This is a genomic window from Erwinia sp. HDF1-3R, assembly GCF_039621855.1.
Classification (GTDB): Bacteria; Pseudomonadota; Gammaproteobacteria; order Enterobacterales; family Enterobacteriaceae; genus Erwinia.
In genome coordinates this window covers 2,414,949-2,434,588 of the sequence record NZ_CP155071.1, presented here as the reverse complement: position 1 = coordinate 2,434,588, position 19,640 = coordinate 2,414,949, and the positions used below count along the sequence as shown (strand labels likewise).

15 protein-coding genes are annotated in these 19,640 nt (G+C 54.3%); 10 read left to right on the top strand and 5 right to left on the bottom strand.

What is annotated here, in order from left to right:
* The first annotated feature begins 63 nt into the window (after positions 1-63).
* The 3 genes from AAGR22_RS11120 to AAGR22_RS11110 all read left to right on the top strand — a co-directional run bounded on the left by AAGR22_RS11120 (position 64) and on the right by AAGR22_RS11110 (position 4,361).
* Positions 64-1,617, top strand: a complete 1,554-nt coding sequence (locus AAGR22_RS11120) for a methyl-accepting chemotaxis protein (protein ID WP_345827511.1) — start codon at positions 64-66, stop codon at positions 1,615-1,617.
* Positions 1,618-1,742: 125 nt separating this feature from the next.
* A complete protein-coding gene (gene mqo / locus AAGR22_RS11115; RefSeq protein ID WP_067701860.1) occupies positions 1,743-3,398 on the top strand; it encodes a malate dehydrogenase (quinone) in 1,656 nt (551 codons plus the stop codon).
* Between the two features lie 126 nt (positions 3,399-3,524).
* Positions 3,525-4,361 (top strand): hypothetical protein, encoded by an 837-nt coding sequence (locus AAGR22_RS11110; RefSeq protein ID WP_345827509.1) that lies wholly within the window; start codon positions 3,525-3,527, stop codon positions 4,359-4,361.
* 151 nt (positions 4,362-4,512) lie between these two features.
* Here AAGR22_RS11110 and AAGR22_RS11105 read toward each other — a convergent pair whose 3' ends face one another.
* Together AAGR22_RS11105 and AAGR22_RS11100 are read right to left on the bottom strand one after the other, a co-directional pair.
* Complete coding sequence (locus AAGR22_RS11105) at positions 4,513-5,988, bottom strand: aspartate aminotransferase family protein (RefSeq protein WP_345827507.1); 1,476 nt, start codon at positions 5,986-5,988, stop codon at positions 4,513-4,515.
* A gap of 13 nt (positions 5,989-6,001) precedes the next feature.
* Positions 6,002-7,384, bottom strand: a complete 1,383-nt coding sequence (locus AAGR22_RS11100) for a diaminobutyrate--2-oxoglutarate transaminase (protein WP_067701866.1) — start codon at positions 7,382-7,384, stop codon at positions 6,002-6,004.
* A gap of 391 nt (positions 7,385-7,775) precedes the next feature.
* Here AAGR22_RS11100 and treZ point away from each other — a divergent pair, with 391 nt between their 5' ends.
* The 3 genes from treZ to glgX are packed head-to-tail and all read left to right on the top strand — an operon-like array spanning position 7,776 to position 14,177.
* Positions 7,776-9,563 (top strand): malto-oligosyltrehalose trehalohydrolase, encoded by a 1,788-nt coding sequence (treZ, locus tag AAGR22_RS11095; protein WP_345827505.1) that lies wholly within the window; start codon positions 7,776-7,778, stop codon positions 9,561-9,563.
* Positions 9,560-12,109: a malto-oligosyltrehalose synthase gene (gene treY, locus AAGR22_RS11090; protein ID WP_345827503.1), complete on the top strand. Its 2,550-nt coding sequence runs from the start codon at positions 9,560-9,562 to the stop codon at positions 12,107-12,109. Before treZ ends, treY begins: the two co-directional genes overlap by 4 nt.
* Entirely contained in the window at positions 12,102-14,177 is a 2,076-nt protein-coding gene (gene glgX, locus AAGR22_RS11085) for a glycogen debranching protein GlgX (RefSeq protein ID WP_345827501.1), read from the top strand. Before treY ends, glgX begins: the two co-directional genes overlap by 8 nt.
* A 340-nt stretch (positions 14,178-14,517) precedes the next feature.
* Here the strand turns inward: glgX and AAGR22_RS11080 are convergent, their stop codons facing one another.
* The 3 genes from AAGR22_RS11080 to tssD are packed head-to-tail and all read right to left on the bottom strand — an operon-like array spanning position 14,518 to position 15,943.
* Positions 14,518-15,096, bottom strand: a complete 579-nt coding sequence (locus AAGR22_RS11080; protein WP_345827499.1) for a hypothetical protein — start codon at positions 15,094-15,096, stop codon at positions 14,518-14,520.
* Positions 15,093-15,455 carry a tlde1 domain-containing protein gene (locus AAGR22_RS11075; protein WP_073980949.1) on the bottom strand — a complete coding sequence of 121 codons (363 nt, stop codon included), beginning with the start codon at positions 15,453-15,455 and terminating at the stop codon, positions 15,093-15,095. Before AAGR22_RS11075 ends, AAGR22_RS11080 begins: the two co-directional genes overlap by 4 nt.
* On the bottom strand, positions 15,455-15,943 hold the full coding sequence (gene tssD, locus AAGR22_RS11070; RefSeq protein ID WP_345827496.1) for a type VI secretion system tube protein TssD: 489 nt from the start codon (positions 15,941-15,943) through the stop codon (positions 15,455-15,457). Before tssD ends, AAGR22_RS11075 begins: the two co-directional genes overlap by 1 nt.
* A 172-nt stretch (positions 15,944-16,115) precedes the next feature.
* On the opposite strand from tssD, the gene AAGR22_RS11065 reads away from it, so the two are divergent.
* The 4 genes from AAGR22_RS11065 to AAGR22_RS11050 all read left to right on the top strand — a co-directional run bounded on the left by AAGR22_RS11065 (position 16,116) and on the right by AAGR22_RS11050 (position 19,436).
* The gene (locus tag AAGR22_RS11065; RefSeq protein ID WP_345827494.1) at positions 16,116-16,313 is read left to right on the top strand and encodes a hypothetical protein; all 198 of its coding nucleotides are present in this window, start codon (positions 16,116-16,118) and stop codon (positions 16,311-16,313) included.
* Between the two features lie 37 nt (positions 16,314-16,350).
* Positions 16,351-17,136 (top strand): hydroxyethylthiazole kinase, encoded by a 786-nt coding sequence (gene thiM / locus AAGR22_RS11060; protein WP_345827492.1) that lies wholly within the window; start codon positions 16,351-16,353, stop codon positions 17,134-17,136.
* Between the two features lie 287 nt (positions 17,137-17,423).
* Positions 17,424-18,632, top strand: a complete 1,209-nt coding sequence (locus tag AAGR22_RS11055) for an aldose 1-epimerase family protein (RefSeq protein WP_345827490.1) — start codon at positions 17,424-17,426, stop codon at positions 18,630-18,632.
* Between the two features lie 354 nt (positions 18,633-18,986).
* Positions 18,987-19,436 carry a putative T6SS immunity periplasmic lipoprotein gene (locus tag AAGR22_RS11050; protein WP_345827489.1) on the top strand — a complete coding sequence of 150 codons (450 nt, stop codon included), beginning with the start codon at positions 18,987-18,989 and terminating at the stop codon, positions 19,434-19,436.
* The last annotated feature ends 204 nt before the right edge of the window (positions 19,437-19,640 follow it).

Genomic DNA, 19,640 nt, shown 5'->3' with positions numbered 1-19,640 from the left:
TTCTGCTAACAAACTCATTCGATTTTGCCGATAACCCGATAACCTCCCAAAGAGATTATCGCTATGCTGAAAAATATCCGTCTCACCACTCTACTGCTGGTTTCAGGTTTGTGCCTGTTGGGGGTTTTTCTCGCCTCTGCACTGCTCAGCGCACATTATTTGCAGCGTAGCGCCAATTCTCTCAAAAACCTGAACCGTGAGGTATCGGCCACTCTGGGCGTGGCCGATACCACTAACTGGATGCGGGCAGCCCGAACCACGCTGCTTGCTGCGGTGCCACACGTGACGGACAGCGATCCTCAGGCGCTCAACAGCGCGCTGAAGCAGGCGCGCTTCTATTATGATGGTGGCATGAAATTTATGGTGGCCTATCAGGCGGCGCCGAAAATGCCCGGGGAGCAGCTGCTGGCAAATGAGCTGGCCGCACGCTATACGGACTATACCGGGCAGGGCGTCAGTGCGCTTTTCACTGCATTGGAGAAAAAGGATGTCCCCCTTTTCCTGCAACTGGCGGGTACCCGGGTGGTAGCGCTGGACGAAGCCTACCGCGTACCGCTTGATAAGGTTATCGCTCTGCATAAACAGGCTTCAGTCGAAATCACGCAGCAGGCGGATCGCGACAGCTGGACAGCCCGCCTTGCCGCGATACTCTCATTCGGTCTGTTTATTCTTACCGGCCTGGTGATTGCGATGCTGCTGCGGCGCGTACTGATAGCACCACTGCATCGGGCAGGAGAAGTGGCGACGGCAATAGGTGAAGGCGATCTGACCTCCCGCTTCCCGCCCGCCCGCAATGATGAAGTGGGCAGGTTGTTACAGGGGCTGGAAGGGATGCAGCGGAGCCTGAATACGCTGATGGGCGAAATAGTGCAGGGCGTCGGAGAAGTCGCGCGCGTCACCGCGCAAATCAGCGACGGTAATCACAGCCTTTCCAGCCGCACCGAGCAGCAGGCCGCTGCGCTGGAGGAGACCGCAGCCAGTATGGAACAGCTCTCTTCTACCGTTACCCTGAACGCGGCGAATGCGGATGTGGCAAGCGGCGCGGCGGCATCGGCATCGGCCACCGCCCGTCAATGCGGAGAAGCCATGCAGGATGTGGTTCGCAGCATGAGCGATATTCGTACCAGCGCCACGGCCATTAGCGAAATCACCTCGGTGATTAATGGCATTGCTTTCCAGACCAATATTCTGGCGCTGAACGCCGCCGTTGAAGCTGCGCGGGCGGGCGAGCAGGGACGGGGTTTTGCGGTTGTCGCTAATGAGGTTCGCACGCTGGCGCAGCGCAGTACGCACTCAGCGCGTGAGATTGAAAAGCTCATTGCCGATTCAAATCTGAACGTCAAACAGGGAGAAGAGAAGGTTGCGCTGGTCACACGCACGACCGAAGAGATTATCACCTCTGTGACCGGCGTGACCTCGCTGATGAGTGAAATTGCGTCTGCCTCCTCTGAGCAGAGCAAGGGCATCAGTCAGATTGGCGTGGCGGTCACCGAAATGGACAGCGTCACCCAGCAAAATGCCACCCTGGTGCAGGCCTCGGCGACGGCAACCACCATCCTGGAGGAGCAGGTGCAGTCACTGACCGGCATTATCAGTCGTTTCCACCTGCAGGTTTAGTAACTAAATAAAACGATTTCCAACATTAATAATTAATTAACTAAAAAACCACCAACCATTAAGTAACAATATTTTAATATTCCGGGGATATTTTTAACCCTTTTAGACAAAAGTGTAGAACCCTGATGACTAAAGCAACAAAACTCGCCACCACGCTTTCGCTGGCAGCGCTACTGGTCTGTACTGCCACCCGCGCAGAAACTGCGCCAGAAAAAACGGATGTACTGCTTATCGGTGGCGGTATTATGAGCGCGTCCTTAGGGACCCTGCTCGAGACGTTACAGCCGGGCTGGAAACAGCTGATGGTGGAAAAACTCGACGGTGTGGCCCTTGAGTCTTCTAACGGCTGGAACAACGCGGGCACGGGTCACTCTGCTAACATGGAGCTGAACTATACGCCGGAGCGTCCGGATGGCACGATTGATTTCAGTAAAGCCCTGGAAATCAACGAAGCCTTTATGATTTCCCGGCAGTTCTGGACCACTCAGGTGCGTAACGGCGTGCTGAGCAATCCACACTCCTTTATCAACTCGACGCCGCATATGAGTTTTGTCTGGGGTGACAAAAACGTTGAGTTCCTGACTAAGCGTTACGCGGCCCTGCAAACCACCACGCTGTTCCAGGGGATGAAGTTCTCTACCGACCATAAGCAGATTGAGCAGTGGGCGCCATTAATTATGGAAGGACGCGATCCGCAGCAGAAAGTCGCGGCGACGTGGACGCCGGTAGGCACTGATGTTAACTACGGTGAGATAACCCGGCAGCTGGTAGGCAGCCTGAAAAAGAATGATAACTTTACGCTGAAAACCTCGGCGGAAGTGACAGAATTTAAGCGTAACGACGACAACTCCTGGCACGTGACCTACAAAGATGTGAAAAGCGGCGAGCAACACGTTGTCGATGCAAAATATGTCTTTATCGGCGCGGGTGGGGGTGCACTGAAGCTGCTGCAAAAAACCGGCATTCCGGAAGGCGAAAACTATGCCGGCTTCCCGGTAGGCGGCTCATTCCTGGTTACCGAAAATCCGGCTATCACCAGCCGTCATCAGGAGAAAGTGTACGGTCAGGCTTCGGTAGGCGCACCGCCGATGTCCGTGCCACATCTTGATGCCCGTTATCTCGATGGCAAGCGCGTGGTGCTGTTTGGGCCGTTTGCGACCTTTTCAACTAAATTTCTCAAAAATGGCTCGCTGTTTGATCTGCTGAGCACCACCACCAGCCATAATGTTATCCCCATGACCCACGTGGGTATGGATAACTTCGACCTGGTGAAATATCTGGTCGGGCAGGTGATGTTGACCGACGAGGACCGCTTCGAATCGCTGAAGGAGTACTATCCCGATGCGAAGAAAGAGGACTGGAAACTGATTCAGGCCGGGCAGCGCGTGCAGATCATTAAAAAGGACGCGGATAAGGGCGGCGTGCTCAAGCTGGGTACTGAAATTGTCACCGATAAACAGAAAACCGTGGCGGCACTGCTTGGCGCATCGCCGGGCGCCTCTACCGCCGCGCCAATTGCGATTAACGTGATTGAGAAACTGTTCCCCGAGCAGTTTAAGTCGCCTGAGTGGCAGAGCAAAATACGCTCAATTGTGCCGAGCTATGGTCAGAAGCTGAATGGCAACGTTGCCCTGACGCAGAAGGTCTGGGACGATACCGCCTCCACGCTACAGCTGACTAAGCCGCCGGTGATTCAGATGGGTGATAAAGCCAGCGACGCACCAGCTGACGCCGGTCAGCAGAAAAAAGCGGCTGCGGCCGGGCATGATATGGCGCTGTAAACCTAACGACCTTCCGGGGTGCCGTCGCTAAAAAACGCCCGCAGGATTATTCCCTGCGGGCGTTTTTTTATATCAGTATTTTTGTCTGAGGTGTATCTTTGTTGATTTATTATCATGGAAATACAGATGTTTATAAACAAAAGCAATCAGATTAATATATATAAGGATTCTATCTACACCGCATTATTAAAAAAAATAAACAATAGATCATTTTCAGATAAAACTCTTGAGAAACTGGTGAAGATTTCAAACACCTCTTTGGGTCTGACAAAATTGGAAGCAAAAAAGGTATTTTTTAAAAATGACCTGGTCGGTAAAGGTTGCCCTTCGGCAAAGCTGGCTTTTGAGCTAAAAAAGGCGCTTCCACAGGTTTCCAACGATGAGCTGCGTGATAAAATAAATAAATTTATCTTCAACTGTAATGCTAGCGCTCCTGTCGTTCATCTTAAAAACAGAACTTCGACCACCGGCGTAATAAGAGTTATGAGTGCAGGTGAGTTTGTTAAGGAGTATTCGCATAAGATTGGTGAAACCATCGGTAAAGGAGGTGAAGCTATCGTAGTTAATGACAGTCAGGATAATAATAAAGTAATAAAAATCTTCTTCGATGATACCAGTCCGGAAGAAATAAACAATCAGGTCAGGGCGTTCGAAAAATTTTATGGAGAAAAATCAGCGGAGGCTTTATTTGGAAGAGCTATCCACATGGATAAAATTAAGGGCGTTCCCTTATCTCAAATAAAAGAGTTCCCCGCCAATGCTGCTGACAAGTTCCTGACTCTGCTCATTGAAATGAATTCAAAAGGATGCCCACCCTCGGACCTGTCAGAAAACAACTTTCTCTATGATAAAGCAGAGAATAAGTTCTCTCCGGTTGATATTTCCCTGAGCGATAGCAATGAGATTGACAGGTCTGGTGTCGCGTACCTTCTCGATTATATAAAGGGAAAATCCACCTATTAATGATTTTAACCCTCAGCGCAGCACCCGCGGTCCTGAAGCAAAAAAAAAGCCTGAGTCCGGCTACATGCCGAATCCAGGCCCTCAAGCCCCTTAACTTATCGGGGGCCATTCAGTCCCCGTTAAGAGTGGGTGCTTCATAAAGCGGCTGCTGCTACGCGCCAGGCAGCTGTCCGGCGGTGCGTTCAACCAGCGTCAGCAGGACTTTGATATCCTCCAGCGTGACGGTCGGGTTTAGCAGCGTCAGTTTCAGGCAGGTGACACCGTTAAATTCGGTGACGCCAACGTTGGCGCGGCCCGACTCCAGCAGGGCATCGCCAATCCGCTGATTAAGCAGCGCGACGGCGGCATCATTATGACTGCCTGCCTGCTCCGGCGAGCGATAGCGGAACAGCACGCTGGCCAGCTGTGTTGGCATCACTAATTCGAGCGAGCTCTGCTCGCTGACGTAACCGGCAACCTGCTGCGCCAGCGTCACGCCGTGATCGATAATGGCCGCGTACTGCTGCTGTCCCAGCGCTTCCAGACCCATCCACAGTTTTAACGCATCAAAACGGCGGGTAGTTTGCAGCGATTTGGAAACCAGATTCGGTACGCCCTGGGCTTCATCGAACTCGGAGTTCAGATAGGCAGCCTGATAGCGCATCAGCTCGTAGTGGCGCTCATCTTTCAGCAGGAAAGCGCCACAGCTAATGGTCTGGAAGAACTGCTTGTGGAAGTCCAGGGTAATGGAATCCACCAGGTCAATGCCGTCCAGATAATCACGATACTTTTCGGACAGCAACAGCGCGCCACCCCAGGCCGCATCGACGTGAACCCAGATCTGGTGTTCTGCCGCCAGCGTGGCAATGCTGCGCAGCGGATCGATAGCACCGGCATCGGTGGTACCTGCCGTGGCGACAATGGCCAGGATCTGCTCACCCCGGGCCTTCGCCTGCGTGATTTTCTCTGCCAGATCGTTCACGTCCATCCGCGCCAGCGCGTCGGTTTTCACCAGCGTGACCGACTGGTAGCCCAGGCCCAACAGCGCCATGTTCTTCTGCACCGAGAAGTGTGCGTTTTCAGAACATAACACCCTGATTTTGCGCAGGTCGCCGACCAGGCCATCCTGCTGAATAGCATGGCCCTGACGCGCAAAGAAGGCATCGCGTGCCAGCATCAGCCCCATCAGGTTGCTCTGCGTACCGCCGCTGGTAAAGACGCCCGCCTCACCGTGCGGGAACCCGACCAGTCCGCGCAGCCATTCAATCAGCTTCATCTCAATGATGGTGGCGGAAGGGCTCTGATCCCAGGAGTCCATGCTCTGGTTGCTGGCGTTGATCAACACTTCCGCCGCCTGGCTGACCACCAGGCTAGGGCAGTGCAGATGCGCCACGCACTGCGGATGATGCACCGACAGGCTGTCTTTCAGAAAGTATTCAATCGCGCGCTCAATGGCGACCTGGTTGCCCAGGCCCTGAGGATTAAAATCCAGCGCGATGCGCTCACGCAGTTCAGCGACGGTTTTGCCCTGATACATCTCAGGCTGCTTAAGCCACTCGACCACCGCCTGACTGCTCTGCGCAATCGCCTGCTGGTAGGCTTCGATACTCTGCGCAGAGCCTGCCAGAATTGGGTTTGACCCGGACATTACATTACTCCACTCAGACTGGTTGAACGCCAGCCGCTAACAGGGCCTGTTCAAATTTTTCCAGGAAAATACCCAGCTCATCATTGCTGATCAGCAGGGAAGGCAGCAGACGCAATACGCTACCGTGACGGCCACCGCGCTCCAGAATTAAGCCGGCTTCAAAGCATTTCTTCTGTAACAGAGCAGACAGCTCGCCGTCGGCAGGGTAGCTACCCATATGGTCCGGCGCTTCGCCCGGCTTCACGATCTCGATACCGATCATCAGGCCCAGCCCGCGAATATTGCCCATTACCGGATAACGCGCCTGCAGTTCCGCCAGGCGTGCTTTCAGCCACTCGCCCTGCGCCGCGACTTTGTCAGCAATCTGATTATCTTTTAGCAGCTGAAGCGTCTTAAGGCCGGTGGCCATCGCCAGCTGGTTGCCGCGGAAGGTACCGGTATGGTGACCGGGTTCCCAGGCATCGAACTGCTTTTTGATGCCGAGCACGGCCAGAGGCAAGCCGCCACCGACGGCCTTGGACATGACGATGATGTCCGGCTCGATACCGGCGTGCTCGAAGGCAAAAAACTTCCCGGTACGCGCAAATCCGGCCTGAACCTCGTCCAGAATCAGCAGAATGCCGTGCTCCTGGGTCACCTTACGAATGCGCTGGAGCCACTCGATCGGTGCCGGGTTAACGCCGCCTTCACCCTGAACCGCTTCGAGGATCACCGCTGCAGGTTTGCGCACGCCGCTTTCAACATCGTTAATCAGATTCTCGAAGTAGTAGGTTAACGCGTTAACCCCGGCTTCACCGCCGATGCCCAGCGGGCAGCGATAAAGATGCGGGTAAGGCATAAACTGCACTTCCGGCATCATGCCGTTGATCGCTTCTTTCGGCCCCAGGTTACCCGTTACCGCCAGCGCGCCATGCGTCATACCGTGGTAGCCGCCGGAAAAGCTGATTACGCCGGTGCGGCCGGTGTGCTTTTTCGCCAGCTTCAGCGCCGCTTCCACTGCATCGGCACCTGAAGGACCACAGAACTGCAGGCAGTACTCTTTACCCTGGCCGGGCAAGAGAGAGAGCAGATAAGCCGAGAACTGATCTTTTAACGGCGTAGTCAGATCGAGAGTATGTAACGGCAAGCCGCTGGTAATGACATTTTGGATGCTTTGCAGAATATCAGGATGATTATGGCCCAGCGCCAGCGTACCTGCGCCAGCCAGGCAATCAAGATATTGATTATTCTCAACATCGGTGATCCACACGCCCTGTGCTTTCGCAATGGCTAACGGCAGCTTACGGGGGTAGCTCCTGACATTCGATTCAAATTCAGCTTGTCTGGCTAAAAAGGTTTCATTGTTTCCGTTTAATGAATTCGCACCTAAAGTATCAATACGGACTTTATCCGTCATCATATCACTCCTACAACCGGGGGGTCTGAGAACGCCCGGGTTGAATAATTGAATTAAGTTAGTCGTTGCCATAAATAAAGCGCGGCCAATATAGGGCTTTTCAGGTTATGACTCAATGATTTATTTTGATTAAATTTTGCCCCTCTTTCCCCTTTCTAATCAGAGGGTTGTTCCGTAATTAAAACGCCCGTCTCAGGTAAGCGCACGACCTGAAACAGACGGTTACCTTAAAGTACGGGTTGTAAGGAATAGTCTATGATTGTTCTTCGGGCGGCCGTCCGATGACAGCTGCCCAACAGCCACAAATTTTAACGGTTTATACTGGCATCACCTGAACAACAAACGGGCGATGGCGCCCATTGCTCACTTACGGGTTAAACGAGGCAATCGAATGGCGTCAGGGAAATTTACGAAAAGTTGGGGCGCGGAATACGTCGGCGCGGGTGAAGTCCGTTTTCGTCTCTGGGCGACCGGACAGAAGAGGGTGACGTTAAGACTCTCAGGTAAAGACACAGAGATGGACCCGGCCGGCGACGGCTGGTTTGAAGCAACATTACAGGGCGTTGCGCCGGGTGCGGAGTATAATTTTGTGCTTGCCGACGGCACGCAGGTGCCGGATCCCGCTGCCCGGGCACAAAAAGCAGATGTTAATGGCCCCTCGATAGTGATCGATCCACTGAGTTACCGCTGGCAAAACACCGCCTGGGCGGGGCGCCCATGGGAAGAGACGGTGGTCTACGAGCTGCATATTGGCACCTTCACGTCGGAAGGCACCTTTAACGCCGCCATTGAAAAGCTACCTTACCTCGCCGCAACCGGCATCACGATGATCGAACTCCTGCCGGTGTCCCAGTTCGGCGGCGATCGCGGCTGGGGCTATGATGGTGTCCTGCTCTACGCACCACATTCCGCCTATGGCACACCGGATGATTTCAAAGCCTTCGTCGATGCTGCGCATGGCCATGGCCTTTCCGTGGTGCTGGATATTGTCCTGAATCATTTCGGGCCTGAGGGTAACTATCTGCCGCTGCTGGCACCGGACTTCTTCCATAAAGAGCGGATGACGCCGTGGGGCGCGGGCATTGCCTACGATGTCGATGCCGTCCGACGTTATATCGCCGAGGCACCGCTTTACTGGCTACAGGAGTATAACCTTGACGGCCTGCGCTTCGATGCCATCGACCAGATCGACGATCCCTCCGGGAAGCACATTCTCATTGAGATTGCTGAGCGCGTCCGCGCTGAAATTACCGACCGTCCCGTGCATCTGACCACCGAGGACAACCGCAACGTTATCTTCCTGCATCCGCGCGGGGAGGATGGCACCGTGCCGCTGTATAGCGGCGAATGGAACGACGACTTCCATAATGCCATTCACGTCTTTGCGACCGGCGAAACCCACGGCTACTATCGCGATTTTGCCCATCAGCCGGAAAAGCTGATTGCCCGCATCCTGACGGAAGGTTTCGCCTGGCAGGGTGAGGTTTCAGCGCAAACCGGCAAAAAGCACGGGGTTAAAAGCAGCGGTCAGCCGCCGCTGGCCTTTGTCGACTTTATTCAGAATCACGATCAGACAGGCAATCGCGCCAGGGGTGAAAGGCTAATTGAGCTTGCCGGAGCCGATCGCACCCGGATCCTGCTGGCCACGCTGCTTCTCTCACCGCATATCCCGCTGCTGTTTATGGGTGAGGAGTATGGGGAAACGAATCCCTTCCTGTTCTTTACTGACTTTCATGGCGAACTTGCCAGGGCCGTGCGCGAGGGTCGCGCGAAGGAGTTTGAAGGGCATGCGGGTCATGACGATGGCAGCGTTCCCGATCCTAACGCAGAGCAGACGTTTGCCCTGTCCAAACTTGACTGGCGCAAACCAGAGAGCGACGAGGGAAAAAACTGGCTGGCGCTGACCCGCGAACTGCTGGCGCTAAGGCAAAAGTCTGTTGTGCCGCTGCTTGCCACCGCTGGCGGCAACGCGGGCAGGGTGGTGAGAACCGCGGAGGGCTTTGTCGCCGTAAGCTGGGCCTTCCCACAGGGGACGCTCTCCCTGGCGCTGAATATTGGCGCGGCAGCCCAGCCGCTTCCTGACCAGCCAGGCGAGACAATCTTCGCCTGGCCTGAAGCCGGTGAAACGCTGCCGCAAAACAGCATTCTTGTACGATTAGCCCCGGGAGAGAGTAAATGACTATCCCAACGGCAACCTGGCGTATTCAGTTTCGCAACGGCATGACCTTTGACCGGGCCGCTGGCCTTGTACCCTATCTTAAGCGTCTCGGCATCAGCCACCTCTATGCCTCGCCGGTTTTTACGGCGACCTCTGGATCTGGCCACGGCTACGATGTGACCGATGCTAACGCCATTGACCCGGCGATTGGCGGGCGTGCAGGCTTTGACCGGCTGGTTAGGGTACTGAAGGAAGCAGGGCTTGGCCTGATTCTGGATATTGTACCGAACCATATGGCCGCCTCGCTGGAGAATGCATGGTGGTATGACGTGATTGAGCACGGCGAAAAAAGCCGCTACGCCCGACATTTTGATATCGACTGGTCGCGCCCTCTGACCTTGCCCTTTCTTGGCGACTCGTTTGAGCAGGTACTGGAGAACGGGGATATCGCAGTCAAAGCCGATCCGCATACCGGCAAACCCGCGCTGGCCTGCTACGAGAGTTTTTATCCACTGGCACCCGAAACCTGGCAAAGGCAGGAAGCTGAGGTACTCGCGCTGACCGATAAAGCCGGGATCGCTGCGCTCCATCAGCGTCAGCCCTGGCGACTGACGTCATGGCGGGATGCGGCGAGCGATCTCTCCTACCGCCGCTTTTTTGAGATAACCGGGCTGGCTGGCGTACGGGTGGAGGATCGCGCCGTGTTTGACGATACGCACCGGCTGATCCTGGAGCTGGTGCACTCCGGTGCGGTTGACGGGCTGCGCGTGGATCACGTCGATGGCCTGGCCGATCCGAAAGGGTATCTTGAGCGTCTTCGCCAGGAAGCCGGACCCGCCTGTTATATTACGGTCGAAAAAATTCTCGGCGAGGGCGAGCAGCTTCCCGCCGACTGGCCGGTTTCCGGCACCACGGGCTATGAATTTATCTCTTCGCTTTCCGACGTACTGGTGGATAACAGTGGGATTGGCAACCTGCGCAGGGACTACGAACAGCAGGTCGGCAGGCCCGTGGCGATGGAGAGCGAACTGCGCGCGGCAAAGGTGCTGATGGCCGACAGGAATTTTGCCGGGGAGTTTAACCGACTACTGCATCTCGCCCAGGCCATTGCCACGCAGGAGGGGGTGACGCAAAGCGAAAGTGCCCTCCGCGCGGCACTGCGCGAACTGCTGGTTGCCTTTCCGGTGTATCGCACCTATGGCACCGCACAGGGACTACCGGAGGCCGACAGTGCGCTGCTGGACCGGGTGGTTGAAGCGGTCAGGGGCGGCGTTAATGCGCCGGACTCTCAGGCGCTCAATTTCATTGTCGGGATCCTGAAAGGTCACCTCTCCGATCCTGCATTAAGTGACGCCGTCACATTTCGCCTTCGCTTCCAGCAGCTTACTGGCCCGCTGATGGCAAAATCGGTAGAGGATACGCTGTTCTTCCGCCACGGCGTGAACCTCGGGCTCAACGAAGTGGGCGCGGATCCGCTGCCGCGCGACTTTTCGCCCGCCCGGTTTCATGCAGATATGCAGAGACGACTGGAACGGCAGCCGGACGCGATTTCATCCACCTCGACCCATGACACCAAACGTGGGGAAGATGCCCGCGCCCGCCTCTATGCGCTGACCGAAGCGCCGGGGTTTTGGGCCGGGTGCGTGGCACGCTGGAGCCAGATTAACCAGCATCATATCATCACGCTCGACGACGGTCCGGCACCTGAACCCGCAGTCAGATGGATGCTGTATCAGGCGCTGGCAGGCGCGTGGCCGGTTCGCCTGCGTCCGGAAGATAACGCGGGACTGGAGGCGCTTGAGGGGCGGTTTATCGCTTTTGTCGAAAAGGCGCTGTGCGAAGCCAAGCTGCGCACCGACTGGGGCAACAGCAATGCGCCCTACGAAGAGGCGGTGCTCAACTATGCCCGCCAGCTGCTTGCACCAGCCAGTCACGCCTTCCTGCACGATTTTACTGCCTCTCTGCAGCCCGTTATCCGTACCGGGCTGGTCAACGGCCTGACCCAGACCACGCTCAAACTTACCGCGCCCGGCGTGCCGGATATTTATCAGGGCAGCGAAACGCTGGACTTCAGCCTTGTCGATCCCGATAACCGCCGCGAGCCGGATTTCACCGCGCTTGAGCGGCTGGGGGAGGAAAACCTGTCGCTGACGCCGGACAGGGACTTCGATGGCCAGCTCAAGCAGCAGGTTATCGCCCGGCTGCTGCATCTGCGTCAGCAAATGCCGACCCTGTTTAGTCGCGGGGAGTATCTGCCGCTTAGCGCATCGGGTAACCGGGCAGAGAAAGTTATCGCTTTTGCCCGGGTGGGGCATGAGGCCGCGCTACTGGTTATCGCGCCGCGTCTGGTGTTTGATGCCGTTAACGGATCCGACCCGGGGCACCCTGCGGGCTGGACGCAGACGGAAATCATCCTGCCCGAGCGTCTCGCAAACCGACGCTACCGAAATGTTCTCAGCGGTGAAACCATTTCGCTGGTGGACCGATTGACTTTAACGGCGCTGGGTAACCTGTCGCCGCTGGTGCTGTTAAGTGATGAATTATCAGGAGTAGGGATAAATGTCTGACGGTAAACCTTTTGAAATTACGGCAGGATCCAGCCATCTTCTTGGTGCCACCGTCGATGAGGACGGCGTCAATTTCGCCATCTTCTCGGCACACGCGGAGCGCGTTGAGCTGTGCCTGTTTGACGAAAGTGGCAAAACGGAAATCGCCCGGCTTACGCTACCGGAATATACCCACGAAGTATGGCACGGCTATGTGCCGGGTCTGAAAGCGGGCGCGCTCTATGGCTATCGCGTTCACGGCCCGTACGATCCGGAGAACGGTCACCGTTTCAACGCCAACAAGCTGCTTATTGACCCCTATGCGCGCGAACTGGTCGGTGACGTTGAGTGGAATGATGCGCACTACGCCTATGATCTGCTGCATGAGGAGAAGGACCTCACGTTTGACGAGCGCGACAGCGCGCCCTTTATGCCTAAGTGCCGGGTTATCGATTCGAATGCCATTGACTGGCAGGACAATAACCGGCCCTCGGTGCCCTGGCCGAAATCCGTTATCTACGAAACCCATGTCAAAGGCTTCACCCAGCTTAACTCTGCGCTGCCCGTGGAGCTGCGCGGCACCTTTGAAGGGATGGGGCATCAGGCCTCGGTTGACTATATCAAGAGCCTGGGCATCACCTCGGTCGAACTTCTGCCGGTTCACTGGTTCCCCGATGACCAGCACCTGCTCGACAACGGACTGAAGAATTTCTGGGGCTACAATACCCTGGGCTTCTTTGCGCCCGCCTCACGCTATTTTGGTCCGAAGGGCATTCAAGGCTTCCGCGATATGGTACGTGCCTTCCACAACGCCGGTATAGAGGTGATTCTGGACGTGGTCTACAACCACACCGCAGAGGGGAACGAGCTGGGGCCAACGCTCTCTTTCAAGGGCATCGACAACTTCTCCTACTATCGCACGCTGCCAGACCAGCACCGCTATTACATCAATGACACCGGCACGGGTAATACCGTTAACACCTCGCACCCGCGCGTACTGCAACTGATCACCGACTCGCTGCGCTACTGGGCGGAAACCATGCATATCGACGGCTTTCGCTTTGACCTCGGGACCATTCTTGGCCGCGAGCCGGAGGGCTTCGATCAGCGCAGCGGCTTTTTCGATGCCGTGATGCAGGATCCGGTGCTCTCCAGGCTCAAGCTGATTGGAGAACCCTGGGATATTGGCCCGGGAGGCTATCAGGTTGGCGGTTTTCCACCGGGCTGGGCCGAATGGAACGACAAATATCGCGATACGGTACGAGAATACTGGAAGGGCAATAACGTCTCGACGGACTTTGCCGCCCGCCTGCTGGGTTCCGGCGACCTTTACGATCAGCGTGGACGCCGGCCCTGGGCGAGCGTCAACTTCATTACCGCCCACGACGGGTTTACGCTAAACGATCTGGTTTCCTACAGCGAAAAGCACAATGAGGCGAACGGCGAAGATAACAACGATGGCCATAATGATAATCGATCCGACAATTACGGGGCCGAAGGGCCAACCGACGACGAAGGCATTAATGCGGTACGTGAGCGGCAGAAGCGCAACTTCCTGACCACCATCTTTTTCTCACACGGTACGCCGATGCTGCTGGCGGGCGATGAGTTTGGCCGCAGCCAGATGGGCAACAATAACGGTTACTGTCAGGACAGCGAGGTTTCCTGGATCCACTGGGACAATCTGCCCGGGAGCAGTGATGCGCTGCGCGAATTTACCCGCCAGCTGATTACCCTGCGGGCCGCGCAGCCGCTGCTTCGCCGCGAGAACTGGCGCGACGGCATGGATATCAAATGGTTTAACGCCGGGGGCGGTTTTCAGCAGCCGGAGCAGTGGGATGAAGGATCAACGCTGGGCGTCTATCTCGGCCGCGAGGATTTACAGCAGGAGGAGGGTATCTGGCACGACGTGCTGATGCTGTTTAATCCCTTCGAAGGCAACGTCCCGTTCCTGATCCCGCAGTTTGGCGAAGGGGGCTGGGTGCTTGAGCTGACCACTTTTGACAGCGCAAAGCGTGGTCTGGTCATCACGCGTGAGAAAGAGTTCGAGCTGGAGGGGCGCAGCATCGCCATCTTCCGAAGGCCGTAGCTGGGCGCGGATAGCCTCCGTCCTCTGTAAGGCCGTCACAGGGTAAGCCTCACCGTCATTATCCCAGTTACCCCATCAGCCCGGCATCGTCCGGGCTTTATCAACGCAGCATAGCGGGACACCTCGCCGATGACGATTGAACATAGCTGCTTATCGCGAGCCTGAGCAGGATACTGTGGTACCGCGTGAGGGTGAACCCGGAAGCAGGGAGATTCGGCGAGGATTCGCACTGGATGATACTGGCGAGGAAATAGAGTATGACGGAACTGGAAAAACAGTTCCGGATCGGGCGGTGCCGATAAAAAACAGATGTTATGTTCAATCGAGTGGCCAGCGGATATTAACTGGCTGTGATTTGGCTAATAAACAAACCACTCACATTTTTGTTTTCAACATAATATTTGATGCAGTTAATCTGGGTGAAATCACCATAGTTGATTTCACTGCAATACTGGATTACATTGCCAGCAGGCTTGCTTGAGAATATCGATGAAAGTTTCTCTAATGGGGCTTTCAGCAAAGGAACTCCTTTAATCGAAACGCTTAAATCACCACTGTAAGAAGAACAACCTTTTTGCTGCCCAGACTTAGTCAGTGCAATGGATGTTAAATCGCCTTGCCCCATCTCATTATCAGAGATAAACCAGTAGTCCACATCTTTAGATTTAAGGCAAAGCCACGAGGCTTGATCGCCTTGGTTAACTGTTACGCCAGTAGCTTTTGCAATGTCTGCAATATTGCTAAACTCCATAACAAAGATGTTGTCGCCAACAATCACATGAGGAGATAAATTCATGTTGGTATCGTAGTTTGGAATGGATGAATCATCCTGGTAGTAGTTAGCACCAAAACCTGTCATCTGCATAGACATAGCAACAGGAGAAGCCATAGCTGCAAGGGCAAGGATTATATATTTCATTTCACTTTTAACTCCCTGTCACCACTAGCCCAAATGCTCTTTCTGACACTAATCGGGGCGATAATACAACCTTCCGATGAGTCCAGAGGGTGCTTCTTGCTTGCGCCGTGAATACGGAAAGCAGAGCGTCCACACATGGCATTGCTTTGGTTCGGTGTGAGGTTAAGGGTGTATTTGCCTGTATGAGCTGAGTTGTGAGGAGAGCCGATTGTATAAGTGCCTCTGGGGAGCGGACCTTTACCGCTTACGCACTCTTGTGAACTGTCATTTTTAAACCCTGTTGCACCTGCATAATCTGCAGTGTACGTTTCACCATTACGGGTGAATTTGTGTGTAGCTACATCGTATTCCCATGTCATTATGCTGCCCGCCCTTTCCATGAGTCAGTATGAATAATGTTACCGTCCAGATAGTGCCATGTGATTTTTTCGTAAGCTAAATCAACGTATTCCAGATGGTCGTGCCTTTCCCATTGCGGTTTTTTTATATTCATCATGAAAGGCTCTATCTCGGTTACTTTTACATTCTCAATGGTCGTTCGAAAGTATTCCTCTTCCTGTCCGCTATAGTTGATTCGGTAGAACTTAAATACCGCCTTTTTCAAGGTCTGACCGGATGAAAGAGCTTTGTAAAGGTAAGAGGATGAGCTATCAATGCTTTTCATAAACGCATAGGAGCTATGCAAGCGTTTCGCCGTAGCCTTTCCTGTCAAATGATCTGTAGGTTGCTCAACAGAATGCATTAGTTCTAATACTTCGATGCTTCCATCTCTGCCGTTCACATCAACGCAACCATTTATCGGTGTACCACAATCATCTTCAAGCCATAAGTAAACAGATATAGTCATCGCTCAACTCCGTAATTCCATGTCAAGAGCATGGATTTTTATCCTTGCATAGAGATAAATCAAGGATTAAGTGTAGCGGCTCGCAACCGAAAACGGCCGGACTCGCAATCAGCGCTAATTTTGGCTCACAATACTGCAACTGAAATCGGGCGCGGACTCACAATAACTGCAAATGGACTCGCATTTATCGCCGCTGGCTCACAATCAAAATTTCCGGACTCACAACGCGGCCGGGCTGGCGCTGGCGTTTACCGTCGCAGGCGAAGATCCGCAGTCTCTGCGACTGTATGATGATTCGCTAAACGGCTGGCTGAGCGATCCCGGCCTGCCGCTTGAAAAGGGGCAGGGAAGAGGCATCTTTATCCGCTGACTGACGATTTTTTTCTACCAGGGTGATGAGGTTTATTATGCAACAGCTTTCATGGCGCGACAGCGCAGTACGAGAGGCGCTCAGCCATATCAAACAGCACAAGCCTTTTTGCTACGGGCTGACCAACTATATTGCCGCTAACCTTTCTGCCAACGTGCTGTTGGCGGTGGGCGCGGGACCCGCAATTGGCGCAGCGCTCGACTGGCAAAAGGTGTTCGGCAGTCATGCCAGTGCGGTTTGGATCAACGCCGCCAGCCTGATGAGCAATACGGCCGGGGAGGTTCGCCAGGCCGCGCAGGCTGCACATCATGCGGGTGTCCCCTGGGTGCTGGATCCGGTGGCGGTCGGCGCAGGTGCGGTCGAATACGATCGTGTCGTACAGGGGCTGCTTGAATTCAGGCCTGCCGCGATTCGCGGCAACGCCTCGGAGCTGATTGCGCTGGCAGGCGGCGAGGGCGGAGGGAAGGGGGTTGAAACCACGCTGACCTCGCAGGCGGCGCTACCGGCAATTCAGGCTTTCTCGCGCAGGCTTGGCTGTATCACGGCGGTAAGCGGCCCGACGGATTACATTACCGATGGCGATCGCACCATTTTTGTCGAAGGGGGAGACGCCCGGCTGACGCAGGTCACGGGAGCGGGTTGCAGTCTGGGTGGCTTAATTGCTGCCTTCCTCTCAACCCCGGCCGATCCGCTGACGGCGGTGGCGGCCGCCCATGCGGTTTATGCCCAGGCCAGCGAGCGGGCATCATCCGCACGCGGCACCGGCAGCTTTGCGGTGAGCTTTCTGGATCACCTGTCGCTGCTTGATCCTCACGAAGCGTAATATCCACGGTGGGTCGAGCCTGATTCCCGCTAAAAGGGACAGGGCCAGGCCCTCCAGTGCTCGCTTTTTATACGTTTAAGCTGAATCGTTTAAAGCCTTGTCATCTCAAGATCACCATAATCCAGTGTAACAGTTTCGTTATTGCCGACAGATTGTGATTCACATCCCATTTCCGAAGCCCCTCACCGGCCTTTTCCTGCTGGGTGAGGAAAGTCACGTTTCTATTTGTTACTTATCAGTAAATTCCTTTAACTAATCTAAAAACGATTCAGCTAAAGAGGATACAAATGAACAAAAGAGCGGCGTTGACGGTGCTGGCAGTAATGATTTCTGCTCCGGCTGTGGCTAAAACCTGGGTGCTGACAAGTGCTGAACAGGCAGTAGATCAAGGGAACTGGAAGATTTCCAGCGACGAGCTGAAGATTAAGGACAGCGCGTTCAGCATCGAACAAAAGGTGCTCCACGGCGGTAAACAGGAAGGCAGTAAAATCATTGTCATTCACAGTCAGTCGGGACTGACAATTACCCTCAGTCCGACCCGGGGCATGAACCTGCTGCGCGTGGAGGGCTTCGGCTCAAGAATGGGCTGGGATTCGCCGGTAAAAGAGGTCGTGAACCCGGCATTTATCAATCTGGAAAGCCGCAACGGCGTGGGCTGGCTGGAAGGTTTTAACGAAATGATGGTCCGCTGCGGCTACGAATGGACTGGCCATCCAGTCACCGCTGACGGTCAGATTTATACCCTACACGGCAAAGCGGGTAATACGCCGGTATCCCAGCTCGAAGTGGAAGTGGCGGATGCCGCTCCGCATGAAATTCGAATTCGCGGCCTGATAAAGGAAAGCACCTTCAAAAAAGCGGATTTGCAGACCCTTACCGAGCTGCGCTACGTGCCCGGCAGCAACAGCTTCAGCCTGCATGATGTTTTAACCAACCATGCAGACTATCCGCACGATTATCAGATTATCTATCACAGCAACTTCAGTACGCCCATTCTGGAAGAAGGCGCGCGATTCCTGGCACCGATATCAGGCATCAGCCCCTTTAACGATTATGCCAAAGCGGGTTTAAAAACATGGCAGACCTATGCGGGTCCGACCAAAGGTTTCGATGAAATGGTTTTCAACATCAGTCCGCTGTCTGATGCAAACCATCAGACCCTTGCGGCGGTGATCAATAAAGCCGGGGATAAGGGCGCTGCCATCCAGTTCGATACCAGGCAGCTGCCCGTCCTGACGCTATGGAAAAACACCGATACCCTGAAGCAGGGCTACGTGACCGGTATTGAGCCTGGCACAAGCTATGCCTATCCGGTGACCATTGAGCGTGAGCAGAAGCGCGTGAAACAGCTACAGCCCGGCGCAAGTACCGCATTTGACCTGACTTACACCCTGCTGCATAACCGCGATCAGGTAACCGGGGTTCGTAACAGAATCGAAAAAATCCAGGGCGAAACGAAAGTTGATGAGATTGCGACGCCAATAGCCAAAGAGTAGGTTGGCGGGATAATCAGTCCGGATCTGACAGGGGGTTGGATTCGGCAGGATTTAGTGACAGACCCCAGAGTACCCTATGTGGTGTAACTGCGTTACGCCATGCAGAGGGATGAATGTTATCGCGCGAGGATTAGTCAGCTTTGCAGTCAGCTACCGATACAAACTCGATGGTCGACCTTTGAGGCGTTATCCTATGGAACAACAGGCCCAAATCATTGCAGACCATTTTATTTTGAGTCACTACGGCTATGCAGTGTGGCTGACACTTAAGAAAAGAGGGGATATCACATTGGATGGTGATAAGAGCGAGGCTGTAATTCGACAAAAGTATAAGGAAACAATGAGTCACTTCCCATGGAGATAATGATGATTTATAAGAGTAAACGTTGCTCCATCTTACTGATTGCATCGATTTTTTTTCTGACTGGTTGCCCAGGATCAGGTGACAGGTTAACAGCAGACGAAACCACCACGGTGAGTCAGACTCGAGAAGATGTCTGTTTTGTAGTTAGTAACGCAGCAAACTACCAACCTTCTCTGATCTCGATTAATCCCAGGGGAACACCCCCACAAAAGTTGTCCGTTACGGATTCGCCTGATCTAAGGGTTAAAAACGGCAGGTTATGCATTCAACCCAACTTTTACCGATTCACAGATAAGGCGCAGTACGTCGTACAATACATACTTGAAGCGCCAGGTGGATTGCCACAAAGAAGCGTGGTGACGGGAATTGAGTTTTCTCAGGGGCAGGTGAAAAGTATACCGCTTAAGGATAGTGAGATAACGAGAGGATCAACGCACTAACGTGATGAATAGAGAAAGGCCAAACGTTGAGAAAACTCAAACAGGTTGCCACCTCTATAAAATCCACCGGCGCTGATAGAAGGGAACATCGAGTTGGGTAAGTGAGAGCATGAGCTAAGGAGTCTGCGGAATCAGCACATTCAATTTAACATAATATACATTATGCGCACCAAGGTAACGCTACGTGAAATCCTGAGATTTGTC